The 14122-nt window shown below is 68.8% G+C and carries 13 protein-coding genes and 1 pseudogene; 12 read left to right on the top strand and 2 right to left on the bottom strand.

Annotated features, from left to right (window positions below; all coding sequences use genetic code 11):
• Positions 1 to 5 precede the first annotated feature (5 nt).
• Positions 6 to 1379: a hypothetical protein gene (locus tag ACF089_RS23415; RefSeq protein WP_392029593.1), complete on the bottom strand. Its 1374-nt coding sequence runs from the start codon at positions 1377 to 1379 to the stop codon at positions 6 to 8.
• 222 nt (positions 1380 to 1601) lie between these two features.
• Here ACF089_RS23415 and ACF089_RS23410 point away from each other — a divergent pair, with 222 nt between their 5' ends.
• From ACF089_RS23410 to ACF089_RS23355, 12 genes and pseudogenes are all read left to right on the top strand, one after another.
• Entirely contained in the window at positions 1602 to 1988 is a 387-nt protein-coding gene (locus ACF089_RS23410) for a DUF6415 family natural product biosynthesis protein (protein ID WP_392029590.1), read from the top strand.
• Positions 1985 to 2188, top strand: a complete 204-nt coding sequence (locus ACF089_RS23405; protein ID WP_392029587.1) for a hypothetical protein — start codon at positions 1985 to 1987, stop codon at positions 2186 to 2188. The genes ACF089_RS23410 and ACF089_RS23405 overlap by 4 nt, the downstream gene beginning before the upstream one ends.
• Positions 2189 to 2193: 5 nt before the next feature.
• Positions 2194 to 2379, top strand: a complete 186-nt coding sequence (locus ACF089_RS23400; RefSeq protein WP_392029584.1) for a hypothetical protein — start codon at positions 2194 to 2196, stop codon at positions 2377 to 2379.
• A gap of 367 nt (positions 2380 to 2746) precedes the next feature.
• A pseudogene (locus ACF089_RS23395) lies at positions 2747 to 2929 on the top strand (DUF5999 family protein); the annotation flags it as partial.
• Between the two features lie 21 nt (positions 2930 to 2950).
• Complete coding sequence (locus ACF089_RS23390; protein WP_392029770.1) at positions 2951 to 3790, top strand: Scr1 family TA system antitoxin-like transcriptional regulator; 840 nt, start codon at positions 2951 to 2953, stop codon at positions 3788 to 3790.
• An 87-nt stretch (positions 3791 to 3877) separates the two neighbouring features.
• Positions 3878 to 4903: a type II CAAX prenyl endopeptidase Rce1 family protein gene (locus tag ACF089_RS23385; protein WP_392029581.1), complete on the top strand. Its 1026-nt coding sequence runs from the start codon at positions 3878 to 3880 to the stop codon at positions 4901 to 4903.
• Positions 4900 to 5790 (top strand): endonuclease/exonuclease/phosphatase family protein, encoded by an 891-nt coding sequence (locus ACF089_RS23380; RefSeq protein ID WP_392029579.1) that lies wholly within the window; start codon positions 4900 to 4902, stop codon positions 5788 to 5790. Before ACF089_RS23385 ends, ACF089_RS23380 begins: the two co-directional genes overlap by 4 nt.
• A gap of 316 nt (positions 5791 to 6106) precedes the next feature.
• Positions 6107 to 7330, top strand: coding sequence for a methyltransferase, FxLD system (gene fxlM / locus ACF089_RS23375; protein WP_392029767.1), 1224 nt, complete (start codon positions 6107 to 6109; stop codon positions 7328 to 7330).
• 53 nt (positions 7331 to 7383) lie between these two features.
• Entirely contained in the window at positions 7384 to 7578 is a 195-nt protein-coding gene (locus tag ACF089_RS23370; protein WP_392029576.1) for an FxLD family lanthipeptide, read from the top strand.
• Between the two features lie 83 nt (positions 7579 to 7661).
• Positions 7662 to 10727: a lantibiotic dehydratase gene (locus ACF089_RS23365; protein ID WP_392029573.1), complete on the top strand. Its 3066-nt coding sequence runs from the start codon at positions 7662 to 7664 to the stop codon at positions 10725 to 10727.
• Complete coding sequence (locus ACF089_RS23360; protein WP_392029570.1) at positions 10724 to 11947, top strand: lanthionine synthetase C family protein; 1224 nt, start codon at positions 10724 to 10726, stop codon at positions 11945 to 11947. Before ACF089_RS23365 ends, ACF089_RS23360 begins: the two co-directional genes overlap by 4 nt.
• 38 nt (positions 11948 to 11985) lie before the next feature.
• Entirely contained in the window at positions 11986 to 12981 is a 996-nt protein-coding gene (locus ACF089_RS23355; RefSeq protein ID WP_392029567.1) for a thiopeptide-type bacteriocin biosynthesis protein, read from the top strand.
• On the opposite strand, the gene ACF089_RS23350 is transcribed toward ACF089_RS23355, so the two are convergent.
• Entirely contained in the window at positions 12932 to 13336 is a 405-nt protein-coding gene (locus ACF089_RS23350; protein WP_392029564.1) for a pyridoxamine 5'-phosphate oxidase family protein, read from the bottom strand. The genes ACF089_RS23355 and ACF089_RS23350 overlap by 50 nt on opposite strands.
• Positions 13337 to 14122 lie beyond the last annotated feature (786 nt).

Genomic DNA, 14122 nt, shown 5'->3' with positions numbered 1-14122 from the left:
ATGCCTCAGGTGCGGTGTGCAAGGAAGTCGACCGCGCGTTCGTCCAGTTCGGCAGCGCAGCGTACGCCTCGGGCGCGGAACCGGGCGAGGTCGCGTCGCATGGTGGTGACGGCTTTGCGGGTCCGTACGGACTGGACGCCGTCCATGTGGTCCATGGCGCGATTCCAGGTGGCGCACGCCTGCTCGATGCCGCCGCGCTTGAGTTGCATCTCGGCGCCGGCGACCAGGTCGAGGGCGACGATCCGCGCGTAGGTGCCGGACGGCCGGGCCCCGGCGGCTCGTTCGTACTGCTCGGACGCGGCCTGGTGGTCGCCCAGCGCCTCGTGGACCTTGGCCGTCCGCGAGTACACCGATGCCGCGGGCGGGCCCCAGGCCAGGGCCCAGAACGGAACTTCGTCGCCGCGGTCGGAGACCAGCAGGGCGCGTGCCCGTTCAGCCTCGGCGAGGGCTGCTCGCCGCTGGTCGGACTTGGCCAGGGTGTGCGCGTGGACGACGCGGAACAGGGCCTCCGTCTGGACGTCGACCTTGCCCTTGGCCCGGTTCAGCCCGGTCTCGGCGAGGGCCTGGCAGTGTTCGGGCCGGTGGAGCTTGAGGCCCTGCATCGCCATCGTCCGCATCACGAACCCGTCGTGGCCGGCGATCCCGGACTCGACGGCAAGGGAGTAGGACTGGAGGTAGTACCGCTGGGCGAGGCCCTGCTGCCCGGCGTCGTAGCTCTTCCAGCCGAGCAGGTGTACTCCCCTGCTGGCGGCCGACAGCATCTGGCGCCGGACGTCGTCGGTACGGAATCGGCCCCGGACCAGGGCGGCGACATCGTCGCTGAGGTACTGGACCAGGGCGCTGCGGCCGTCGGCTCCGCCGTGACGCTCGTCCATATCGGAGAAGACCCTCACCATGTCCCGGACAGCCTCGACTTCGGCCATACCGACCAGCCGGCCGGACTGGGCGGCGGCCGAGCGACCCGCGATCTCCCGTATATGGGAGAGCGGGAGTGCGGCGGCGGCCACGGAGTACGCGGATGTCGACAGGAAGCGGCGCCGGTCCAGCTCGTACTTCCACATCGGCATCAGGGCTTCCATCGGGTCCGCGGCGAGGGACAGCCCCATGGTCTCATCGTCCGTCTGCCGTGCGGCGAGGCCCAGGTCCGCAGGAGTGAGCAGTCGGCCGACGCGGCGGGACAGGGCGACGGCGAGGAACCTCGCGGTATCACCGGCGGGTGTGACCCCGGAGATCCAGTGCTCGACGGTGGACTTGTTGGTCCGCAACATGACACCGCACTCGGCGGCCACCGTTCGCACTTCTCTGGCCACGGCCGCGTAAGTCAGGCCGGATTCGGCGACCGCGTCGCGGAGCTTCGTGTTCGGCGTGCGCGTGGTCATGGAAGCACCTACCCGTATACCCGATATACCGCCCGGCCCGCTCGACACCGTACCGCTCCCACGACACTCCGTAGTTACCTGACTACAGGAAGTATCTGCCCGCTGGGAACAGCTGCCGGTCGGCCATGGGCGTATTCACCAGCCCTCGAAGGGCCCGCCGCCGGGCCCGGGGCACCCCTCAATCCCTTCAATCCCTCCTCTGCTCCCCTCGGGAGGCCGCTGATGTCCCTCCTTCTCACACCCTCCAACTCCAGCGTCGTCGAGCGTTCGTTCTCCCCGGAACCGGACACCGCCCGTCGGCTTCTCGCTGGACTACGCCTGGCCCACGCTGCCGAGACCACCGTCTACGACGATCTCGAAGAGGTTCTCGGCTGGCACTCCGGCCCGGACGACTGCCAGGGACTTACCGACCGGCTCGGAGACATGCTCGATCACCTCCTGGTGCGGTTACAGGTGCCGAACCTTGCGGCACGCTGCTCAGCCGACGCGGTCCATCGCGCGCAGAACCTCCGGGCCGAGTCCCCTCCGCCCGGCGCCGAGATCGGGCACCTCCGGCTTCTCGCCATGACCGTCCTCGGTCTGCTGGACCACGTGGGAGATGACCTGTGAACCCGCTCTCCCCACCTCCCCACGCCGGGCCCCGCGACCGGGCGGTGATCCTTCCGAACGGGCTCCTACGCCTCGACCCGGCTCGCCCTCTGCTGCCCGATCCGCCGGGGGTGTGGCCCGACGAGATCGTGGTGCCCCTGCTGATGACCCGGGCTCTGACGGCGATGGGCCAGGTCGCGAACGACGGGCGGTTGTCGTGACGGTCGTGGACAACGAGACGCACGGAAGCCGGACGGCGCGTCTGCGCAGGACCGCCCGGCACCCGGTCCGGTCCCTGCGAACCGACCATGCCAGGAGCGAGCTGGGTCTCTGGCAACCGGCCGGTGTGATCGCCTTCTCGGTCGTGGTCGTCGCCTGGCTCCTGCACCAGTTCCTTCCCCTCCTCTTCTAGACCGGTCGTCCCGTGCCGCGGTCCACCCCCGCTCCGCAGCACGGGGCGACCGCCCAAGGGGGACTTGCCTCCACGCCCTGGAGCATCTCGCCGCGCGGTAGCCCCAGACCAGCCGCACGGACCGCCCCGGGGAAGCTGTGGCGGTGAGTCGCGCTCGCGCCATGGCCCTTGGCGTAAGCGCCCCGGCTGCCCGCCTGCACGAAGGCGGGCAGCCGGGTGCGCCTGATCTCTCCGCTTCTCACCTTTGACTGAAAGGCCGGCTGTGAACGCCCCCAGCTCCGCACGCTCCGAGTTCACTGACGCTGACCCGGCCACCTGGCCCGGTGTCCGGAAGGGTGGGAAGCGGGCAGCCCCTCGCACAGCTGCCGTGCCCTTCGCGTGCGTGCACCAGCCGCCGTGCCCGGCTGCGGCGGACTCCGACCGGGACGCGGCCCGGCTGGTGGCCCACTGCCCGGAGCAGGGATGGGCCCGGTTGTGCAACGGTGTCGTCCGCTTCGACGACACCGGCGAATTGCTGCCGGATGGGGAGAGCATCGCCCCTCACCGTCCCCCGCTCACGCTGGTCGATCCCGTGCCCGGGAAGCCGGAGGGCGAGCCCCGGGTGGAACGGGCCGGTGCGCTGGTGGTCGGTACCTATCTGCGTTCACTGCGCCGTGAGCGGGGCCTGCTGCTCAGGCACGCTGCCGAGGCGCTGAAGTGCAGTACGTCGGTGGTGGCCCGTATCGAGGCCGGTCGGCTCCTGCCCACCGGCCGGGATGTCGCCCGCCTGCTGCGGCGTTACGGCGCGCCGGCGGACGGTGAGCAGGCCGACCTGCTGGCCGACTTGGCCCGGGGGAACACTGCCTCCGCGAGCCTCGCCTTCGATGAGGAATGCGGCTGGGTCGGCCGTCTGAAGGCGTGTGAGTCCATGGCGACCGGGATTGTCACGTACAGCGCCTGGGGATTCCCGGCCCTGGTCCACAGCGCGGAGTACGCCGCGCACTGGTGGCGGAACTCCGCCCTGCCCAACACCCGCGGCAGCGCCGGGATCGCGGACCGGTCGCTGCCCGTCGACCACGGCAAGGACCTGATCGTCCTGCTGGAGGAATCGGTCCTGATGAGGGCCTGCGACGCCGGGGAGGTCATGGCCGGGCAGCTGGCTCATCTGGTCAGGATGATCGAGCGCAGTGGTACGAGTCTGCGGATCGTGCCCATGGCGAAGTCGGTGCCCCCGCCGCGCGGCACGCTCATCGAACTCTGTCTCGGCTCAAGGGTCCTGCACGTCGAGGAGAGCATCGGCGCGATGTACGCCACCGGCCGGGAAAGCCACAAGCTGCACGGCGTCATCGAAGACGCCCTGCGCAACGCCCTCTCCGAGGCGGACAGCTTGACGCTCCTGCGCGAGGCCCGGAACTCCTGTCCTGGGAGCTGACCATCCGCCGTCGCACTCGTGGTCCTCCGTCCCGCGATCAGCACCGCTGCCGTACCCCAACCCTCTTGTCCACCCGAGGATCTTTTGATGACTACGTTCGACCACGCCATCCGGGGCCGCGGTGACACCCGCCGCGCCTACCGGACCGTCGTGGCCCTGATCGCCTGCGCGGCCGGCCCCACCTTATGGAGTTCGGGACTGCGCTTCGCACGCCTGCTCGGCGCCGACCCCGGCGCGTGGACCCTCGACGTCACCCGGGCCGTGCACGCCGGATGCACCATCGCCGCCGGACTGTGGCTCCTTGCCCTGATCAACACCCGCAGCCGAACGGACTGGCCCTCCCGCCGGGCGCTCCAACTGGGGGGCGCTGCCGCACTTGCCGCAGCGGATCTGACCGACCGGATGACCGGGCTCCAGCCCGACGGCACCGCGACCGACTACCGCCTCCCCTCCGCTTTTCTCCTCGTCTGGCTGGTACGGGAGGTGCTGCTCCACCGGGACATCGACCTCGCCCGCCTGGGCGTCAGGCCGGACACGGGCCGCCCCGGCCGGTCTGCCGTTCCCACCTGGCACATCTACGGACTCGTCCTCCTGCTCTTCGTCACCGCCGCTGTGGCGATGAACTACCTGCGCCTCGCCTTCCCCGGGCTGGTCCCGGCAGAGAGCCAGCTCACCGCCATCGGCGTGGACAACCCGCTCACCCTGATCACCCGCTGCGTGTGGACCGCGGTCGTGGAAGAGGTCGTGGTGACCGGCACGGTGATCACCCTGCTGCGGGCCGCGGACCGACCCGCCTGGGAGTGGGTCCTCCTCCCCGTCGCCGTCCGCGTACTGGGCCACCTCTACCTCGGCATCTCCGCCACGGCACAGATCCTGGTCGGCGCCGGAGTCGCCTACCTCTACGTCGTCCACCGGCACCTCGCCCCCATCGTCATGGTCCACGGCCTCTACAGCACCGGCCCTGCCGGAATCGCCCTCGCCATCACCGTCACCGGAGCCGTCGCCATCCGGGACCTGATCCGCTCCCGCCGTACCCGCTCAGCCCCACGAGCACCGCACACCGAGAAACCGCCCGCAGACAGTCCCGCCGCGAAGGAATCGAGCAGCCGATGACGACCACACCCATCCGCGCCGTGACCTGGAACCTCTACCTCGGCGGCCTCGACAACGGCTCCGAATTCCGCCTCAGCGCCCAGACGGAGATCCTCGCCCGCCTCCGGCCGGACGTCCTCGCCCTCCAGGAATGCACGCACTGGGACGACCAGGACGAACGGCGCCTTCTCACCCTGGCCGGCGCCCTCGGCATGGCGCCTGTGACCATGGCGCGGTCGAACGTCGGCGACGGCCGCAACTTCACCGCCCTCCTCTACCGCCCGGCCACCCTCCGGCTGATCAAACGCCGCACCCTCGGCGCCGAGGTCTTCCACCACGCCCTCATCCGGGCTCGCCTGCGCCCCGTCGCGGCCGTGGACGACAGCAGCGACTTCCTCGCCTTCGCCACCCACCTCACCCACACCGACGGCGAGACCCGCCTCAGGGAAGCCCGCTGGCTCACCGACTACGCCGGCCAATTCCCCGGCATGCCACCCCGCGCGATGCTCCTCGGCGACCTCAACTGCTCCGGCGTCCACGACAAAGACCCCGAGGACTGGGGACTGATACCGCAGAACCTGCACTCCCGCTACCGGCTCGTGAACGACGACGGCTCGTTCGGCGGCATGGACCGGCGAGCCATGCGAGCGCTGCTGAACTCCGGCTGGACCGACCCACAGGCACTCACCGGAGAACCCCGCGACGCCACCGTCGGGTTCAAATGGGAGAACGAACCGGTCCCCCTGTCCCTCGACCACATCCTCATCCACGGACTGGGCGCGACCTCCTACCGAACCCACGACACCCCGGAAGCACGAGCGGTGTCGGATCACCTCCCGGTGGTTCTGGACCTGGATCCGGTTGCTCGAGCCGAGCCTCTCTTCGAGGCCGCAATTCAGACGACGTGATCTCAATTGAGTTTCGGACATCTTGGCGCTCGGTCGAAGAGACAGGGTGCTGCGGCACCGGCATTCCTATCGACGGGTGCGCCGACGACCCGGCTTCGCAGAAGGGGATGCAGGTAAGCCGTCTTCCCAGGTCAGAAGGCTTCCATCGGCGTACGGAGGACCCCGAGATCCCCCGCGCAACACAAACCAGCCAGCTCCCTGTCGGTTGCCGAGGATGAGGGGCGACCGCCGATAGCGTCCCGGCATGACGGCACCAGCGGTGCCGCTGTTGGCTGAATTCACCCACCCTGCACATGTACGAACGAAGGACACCACCATGATCCACACGACGGTCGAGTCCGACGAGGCCACCCGGTTGCGCAACAAGGTCGTGGACCAACTGGTCAACGACGGCGCGATCTCCTCGCCGGAGGTCGAGGCCGTGATGCGGATGGTTCCCCGCCATGCGTTTGCTCCGGAGGCGACCCTGGAGAAGGCATACGCCCCGTACTCGGCTGTCATCACCAAGACGGACGAGTACGGCGTGCAGCTCAGCTCGGTATCCGCGCCCCAGATTCAGGCGCTCATGCTGGAGCAGGCCCAGGTGCGCCCCAGTATGCGAGTCCTGGAGATCGGTTCGGGCGGGCTGAACGCTGCGTACCTCGCCGAGCTGGTCGGGGAAGCGGGCGAAGTGGTCACCGTGGACATCGACCCCGTGGTCACCGACCGGGCCGGCCGAATGCTGGACAAGCACGGATACGGCCGCGTCCGCGTGGTCTGCGCCGACGCTGCCGAGCCCCTGGACGGCCTCGGCGAGTTCGATCTCGTCATGGTGACTGTGGGCGCATGGGACCTTCCTCCCGTCTGGACCGACCGGCTCAAGCCGGGCGGGCGCCTGGTCGTCCCGCTGCGAATGCGGGGCCTGACCCGGTCCGTCTCCTTCACCCGTGCCGGCGATCACCTGGAGAGCGAGTCCGCCTTCGTATGTGGATTCGTTCCCATGCAGGGCTCGACCGCTCACCAGGAGGAGCTGCTGCTCATCGCCGGGACTCCGGAGATCGGGCTGCGGTTCGACGACGGGCTGCCCGCCGAACCGAGCCTTCTCGACGGCGCCGTCACCACTCCCCGGGTGGAGGTATGGACTGGTGTGGAAGTCGGTCGCGGCGAACTGGTGGACACGCTGCAGATGCACCTGGCGATCACGCTGCCCGGCTTCTGCGTCATGGCCGTGGACCCTGACCTGGACAGCGGGATCGTCGCTCCGTCGAACAAGTCCTTCTCTCTCGCCGCGGTGGACGGTGCCGACTTCGCGTACCTCACCGTCCGCCGGACCGAGGACGACAAGAACGTTGAGTACGGCGTCCACTCCCTCGGCCCCACCGCAGCCGCTTTCGCCAAGACAGTCGCGGACCACGTCCGCGACTGGGACCGTGAGCGGCGCGGCGGCCCCAACCCGGTCATCCGGGTCTATCCGGCCGGCACCCCTGACGACGAGATCCCGGGCGACCGGATCATCGACAAGGTGCACAGCCGGATCTCGCTCGCCTGGCCCCCGGCCTGACCGCCGGAGACCAGGTTGTCCCGCACCACTCCTGAAGAGAGGAAGGGCACGACATGACGAACACCACCCTGGCCCGGGCTGAACAGCCGCCGGCCTTTGATGAGGACGACTTCGCCCCGCTTGACGTGCGGGTCGTCATCGCGGAGCACCCGTACGGCAAGCTCATGTGCTCCACCGGCGACGGCTGCGGACCGACCTGCCAGGGCGGCGCATCAGCCTGCAACTCGTCCGTGGAGGACTTGGCCTGACGGACCCCCACCGGTGGACCGGGCCGACCTCGGCCCGGTCCACCGGATCGATCCCTGTCCGTGTCGTCCGAAGGGATTCTTCTATGACCGCCCATGCCGATGCCGACTACCGGTGGCAGGGCACCGCCCTGCTGCGCGCCACCACGAGCACCGGATTCTCCGGACTGCCTCGTGATCTCGACTTGGAGGACCCTGTCCTCATCCGCGACTGGCTCGTCCAGATCTGGCGTCGTGACAAAGTGCGGGAGGCTTTGGAGGTCGCCACACCGGTACTGTGCGAGGCAGTCGATGCCGTCATCCGGGGTCAGCAGACGCAGCCCAGGCGGATTCGCAGAATCGCCCTTTCAATGGCCTCCTACCTCTTGCGCTGGCAGCATCGCCCCACCCCGCTCGGCCTGTTCGCCGGTACGGCCCCGCTACTCGTCGGTTCCGAGCCATCGGTCCGCTGGGGTACCAAGACCATGGTGTCGGCACGGGCGGACGCGGAATGGATCACCGACGCCATCCTCCGTCTTCAGTCAAGCCCCGGGCTCCGAGAGCGGCTGCCCGTGATGTCCAACAACGCCGCACATGTACGCGGTGAGCGGCTCGTGGCCCCCGGCCCTCCGGCTGATATCCACGCCGCGCTGCTTGCTCCGGTGGAGATATCCGTACGAAACTCCCGGCCGGTGGCCGCCGCGAGGGCAGCAGCCCAACGACCCATCGTTTACCGGGAACTGCGCTCCCGCCTGCGCACCCTGTTCCCGAGCGCCACCGCCGCACAGATCGACATGCTCCTCAGTGACCTCATCTCCCACAACCTCCTCATCACCAGCCTGTGGGCCCCTATGACCACCGTGGACGCGCTCGCGCACCTGTGCGCGGAGCTGAGGGTCGCCGATGCGGAGGCCGTGGATGATGTGCGAAAGCTGGTCCAAGGGCTGTACGCGGTGCACGAGGAACTGTCCGGGCAGCGACCGATCCACGCCGACGGCGCGCTCGGCGGAACCATCGCACGGATGCGGGCTCTCTCCCCGGTCACCACGACTCCGGTTCTCGTCGACACGGTCCTCGACTGCGACGTGCAGATTCCCCGGTCCGTGGTGGAGGAAGCCCAGCGCGCCGTGACGGCGCTGTACCGGACCACCGCGCAGCCCTACGGCTATCAGCACTGGCAGGACTACCATCGCCGGTTCCGGGTCGAATACGGCCCCGGCACGTACATCCCCGTGCTGGACCTGGTGTCCGATGCCGGTCTCGGCCTGCCTGCCGACTACGCGGGATCCGAGCGCGATCGGATCCCGAAACCTCTGACGGACCGGGATGGCGTCCTGCTCCCCCTGGTCCAGCAGGCCGTCATGGCCGGCCGGGACGAACTGCTCCTGACCGACGCGGTGATTGACGCCCTGGCCGAAGCTGCGGGCAACCAGGACCGGATGTCCGTCCCCCGAGCGGAACTCTCCTTCGAGATCCACTCCCGTTCCACCACCGCCCTCGCCCGGGGCGCTTTTCGGCTTGTGCTGACCGGTGTGCCGCGGTCGAGCAGCAGCATGGCCGGCCGCTTCGCCCACCTGCTCCCCGCCGACCAACAAGACGCGCTGGCCGCCACGTACCGGAGCGACACGACCACCGTCGCCGCGCAGCTCAGCTTCGTACCGCGGCGCCGCCGCAACGAGAACATCGCCCGAGCCCCACGCCTGCTCCCGCATGTCATCGGAATCTCCGAACACCGGGGCCCGGACGACGGCGCGATATCCCTCACCGACATCGCCGTCACCGCCGATGACCACGGCTTCCACCTCGTTCAGGTCTCCAGCGGCAAGCGGATCGATGTACGGGTCCCGCACGCCCTCGAAGCCGGCGTCCACACACCGCCCCTGGCCCGGTTCCTCGCCGAGATCGCCACCGCCCGGCACGCCGTCTACAAGCCGTTCGACTACGGCGTCGCCGCCCGGCTGCCCTATCTCCCCAGGGTGCGCTACCGCCGCACCGTCCTCACCCCCGCCAGATGGCTGCTGATCGCAGCGGATCTACCCGGCCGCACCGCCACAGCAAAGGAATGGGATCACGCACTCGACGCCTGGCGGAACCGGCTCCGGATCCCGGACCGCGTCACCATGGTCGAACACGACCAGCGCCTTCCACTGGACCTGACCCACCGCGCGCACCGCCGTATCCTCCGCTCCCACCTCGACCGGACCCACCGCCTGGTGGTGCGTGAGGCTCCCGACAGCGATGCCCACGGCTGGCTCGGCCGTGCCCATGAAGTCTGGCTGCCGTTCGTCCGCTCAACAGCACCGGAGGGACAGGGCGAACACGCTGTCCCTCCAACAGCGGTGCTGATCGCCGAGGACGAGGTACATCTTCCGGGGGCCGGCACCATCTTGCGGGCACATCTTCATGGCCATCCACAGCGCTACGACGAGATCCTCGACCGGTACGTACCCCGCCTCCTCGCCCGCTTCGGCGACCCGGTGCCCATGTGGTGGTTCACCCGGCACCATGAAGCCTCCCGCCCGGACGTCGACTCGTACCTGGATCTCGTCCTCCACATCGAGCCCGGCACTTACGGGGCGGCTGCCGAACACGTCCACGTCTGGGCCCACCAGCTCCACCGCAGCGGCCTGGCTTCCCGTCTCACCCTCGCCGGCCACAGGCCACATACGGGCCGGTACGGGCACGGCACGGCGATGGACACCGCCAACATCCTCTTCTCCTCGGACTCAGCAGCAGCTCTCGCCCAGATCCGCTGCGCGGAGGGTCGAGCCACCACCTCCCAGGCCCTCACGGCGGCAAGCATCCTGAATCTCGTACGTCACCTCGCCCCCACTCCTGCGGATGGGGAAAGCTGGCTGATTGAGCAGATCCCCAAGGGAACCGGGCAGATGGACCGCAACCTCCGCGAACAGGCGATCGGCTTCACCACCGGCACGCGTACCCTCACCGCCTTGCCCGGTGGAGCCGAGGTCATCCGAGCGTGGAGCGCCCGCACCGGCACCGTTCGCGACTATCGGCGAGCCCTGGCCGATGAGCGTGATCCCCTGACCACAGCGCACTCGCTGATCCGCCAGCACCACATCCGCGCCCTGGGCGTGGATCCCGCCACAGAAGCCACGACACTGAGATTCGCCCGGAACGCAGCCCTGCACCACCGGAGGGGAACCCGGTGACCGCCCCGGCCTCCAGACTCATCGAGCGGCTCGCCGACCGCCTGGCCGAACCCATACCGCCGCCCGCGGACGAACCCTGGGGAGCACAGTCCCTCGCCGAAGGAGCGGCCGGAATCGCCCTCCTCCACATTGAACGGGCCCGACACGGCATGGCTCCCTGGACCAGCGCCCACCGGTGGATCATGCAAGCGGCTTCCGGTGAGGTCAGCGCGGCCGACACCACCGGCCTCTTCCTCGGGGCACCTGCCGTCGCCTTCCTCCTGAGCACCGCACCTCCGTCCGTCGATCACCTCTACGCCGGGGCACGGGCCACCCTGCACGGCCACATCACCTCGCTCGCCCATCGCCGAACCGAGGCCGCCCTCGAAAGGATGAACCACGGCGGCCGGGCCACCTTCGCCGAGTACGACGTGTTCTACGGACTCACCGGCATCGGCGCGTACCTGTTGCGCACCGACCCGGGAAGCACAGCCCTGGAGCGGGTGCTCGGCTGCCTGGTCGCTCTGACCCGCCCTCTCCAGCGAGGTGACCGAGGGCTCCCCGGATGGTGGGTGGGCCACGGCCCGAACCGCGAGCACTCCGCCGACTTCCCGGGCGGACACGGCAACCTCGGTGTCGCGCACGGCATCACCGGACCGCTGCTCCTCATGTCCCGGGCACTCCGCAGTGGCATCTCCACCACCGGCCAGCCCGACGCCATCCGTACGATCTGCGACCACCTCGACACCTGGCAGCAACACGGCGAAGCGGGACCGTGGTGGCCGGAGCACCTCACCCTCCGCGACCTCGCGACGGGGCGACCACACCAGCCCGGACCCGCCCGGCCGAGCTGGTGCTACGGCACCACCGGCATCGCCCGCGCCGGGCAGCTCGCCGGCATCGCGCTGAAGGACACGGCACTCCAAGCGGTGTACGAAGACGCTCTCCATCGGGCGCTGACCGATCCCGCACAGCTCGCACAGGTCATCGACAACGGCCTCTGCCACGGCTGGGCGGGCATCTACCAGACCGTCGTCCGCGCCGCTGCAGACGCTGCGGATCTCCGGCTCCACAAACTGATCGCCCCGCTGGAGAAGGCGCTGACCTCCGACATCGAGCCCGACGACGGCCAATCCCCCGGCCTGTTGAACGGCCACGCCGGCTCCGCACTCGCGCTGACCACCCTGGTCACCCGCCAGACACCGATCTCGGGATGGGACTCATGTCTTCTGATCGACTGATCCGAACCGGCCCGGACCCGGACCCGGTGGAACATGCCGTGATCGACGTGCTGGTCGGCGCATCCGTACAAGACGCCGCGCACAAGGTGGGGGTGGAACCGACCGTCCTCGCCGACGCCGTCGAGGTCTTCCTTCAGGCCGGCCATCAGGCCCTCGCACATCAAGCAGGCACCCCCGACTGGTGGCAGGTGTACCTCCAGTTCGCCGACTGGGCTGCGTCCGAAACTCTCTTCGCGTCGCGCGTTCTGCCCATCCTGCGCGAGGCGGAGGCACAAGGATCCGTTGAGGGCTGGTGGTACACCCGGAAGCACCCGTGCTGGCGCCTCCGACTCCGCACCGCCCCGGCAGCGAGGCGCAGACTGGGGGCAGCCCTGGACCAGCTCACATCGGACGGGTACCTCACCAGATGGTGGCAGGGCGTCTACGAGCCGGAGACCACGGCCTTTGGCGGCTCTGCCGGCATGGACGCCGCGCACACCCTCTTCGTGGCGGACAGCAGAGCGATCGTTCGAGGACAGCATCGGGACGTCTCGGTCGGCCGACGGGAACTGTCGGTCCTCCTGTGCACGATCATGATGCGTGCCACCGGCCTCGAATGGTACGAGCAGGGCGACGTCTGGCACCGTGTCTTCACTGACGAACACCGGTCCGCGATCAGCGGCGTCCCACAGAATCACCTCGCGGCGAGAGCCGCGGAGATTCGGACCCTGCTCACCGCCGACGGTGCAGCTCTCCTGCGTTCCGGTGGCCCGCTCGAACCCATCGCGGAATGGGCCACCGCTTTCCGTCACACCGGCCAGTCACTCGCGGACGCCGTCCAGAGGGGAACACTGGACCGGGGGCTGCGCCAGATCCTCAGCCTCCACGTGATCTTCCACTGGAACCGTCTCGGCCTCTCCGTTGGCGCCCAGAGCGTGCTGGCGTGGGCCGCCCGTGCTGCGATCCTCGGACTCCCACAAAGCGCGGAGCAAGCGGAGGGGACGGCTACTGCAGGCGAGTCTGTCCCATTGAACGATCGATGGAAATCTCGATGACCACACGCTCGGGGTCGGGGCCCGGGGTGCGCCCGTAGCGCTCGGCGTACCGGGCAACGGCTTCGGCGACCAGGTCGGCTTCAGTGCGGACCTCTGCGATTCCTTCCAGAGTGGCCCAGCGTCCGCCGTGGACTTGGCAGACTGCAACACGAGCACCCGGAGGCGCAGAGATATTGGCGACCTTGACCGACGACTTACGGGTGATTATCCGGGCGGTTCCCCCTTCTACGTCGAGGGTCACTCCGACGGCTACCACATGCGGAGTTCCATCTGGACGCAGGGTCGTAAGTGTGCACAGATGGCGCTCCTGCCAGAAGGCAAGAAACTCCGGATCACGACGCAAACCCGCAGTCATTTCTCATTCCTTTCTCGTCCTGGATGCTGCGCAGTTCCTCGAATGCTCCATCTACAGACGGAGGGATCCTCGCGAAGCTTCCAAACAGTGACCCATCGCGATTGCCGTAGCAGCGCGACACGGGGGCATCTGGAACGCTCAGCTTCGGATGCGCCGGAGAATTGACCACTCCGCTCGCAAAACACACCACTTCCCGTCGGCGGTCCGCAACCATGCCGGGAAGACACCACCCCGATAGCACCGCGCAGCCGGATCGGCGGCGCACCGAGGTGACCCCAGACGGCAGCCACGGCTCGCTTCTGGTGGCACCAGCACAGTCAGAGCGCGACAGTCACGAATGCCTCATGCCGCAGATCATGCGAGGTCAGACAGCGATCGGAATACTACCGTCCAGTTCTACCTGTCAGTACAGATCCCCGCCAGCATGCCCTGCCCCGCTCGGAGCGGACACCGACACCGCCCCGCACCATCCCCTGCGGGCCGGCGGCACGCCAGCACCCGCAGCCACATCCGCGATGCGACCTTAAAGGCTTCTTCCAACCGCCAACATGACGGCCAGTCAGGGATGCGATGACACGAACGCCAGAGGCTTCACCACCCCCGCTTCTCGCGATTCGATCTCCCATCCAAGCAAGCGAGTGACATCCGCCTCAGTTGACGAATCCAGGAAGGGAACCCTAAGTTTCAGGGCGTCCACGAACTGAGACGACCAGGTGCACAGGACGAGCGGGAATCGCCACAAGCCACTCCCACGCGCATGCCGCACCATCAGGACGCGCCTCTTGT

It is taken from the genome of Streptomyces sp. NPDC014894, assembly GCF_043080985.1.
GTDB lineage: Bacteria > Actinomycetota > Actinomycetes > Streptomycetales > Streptomycetaceae > Streptomyces.
This window is presented reverse-complemented; position numbering and strand designations above follow the sequence as displayed.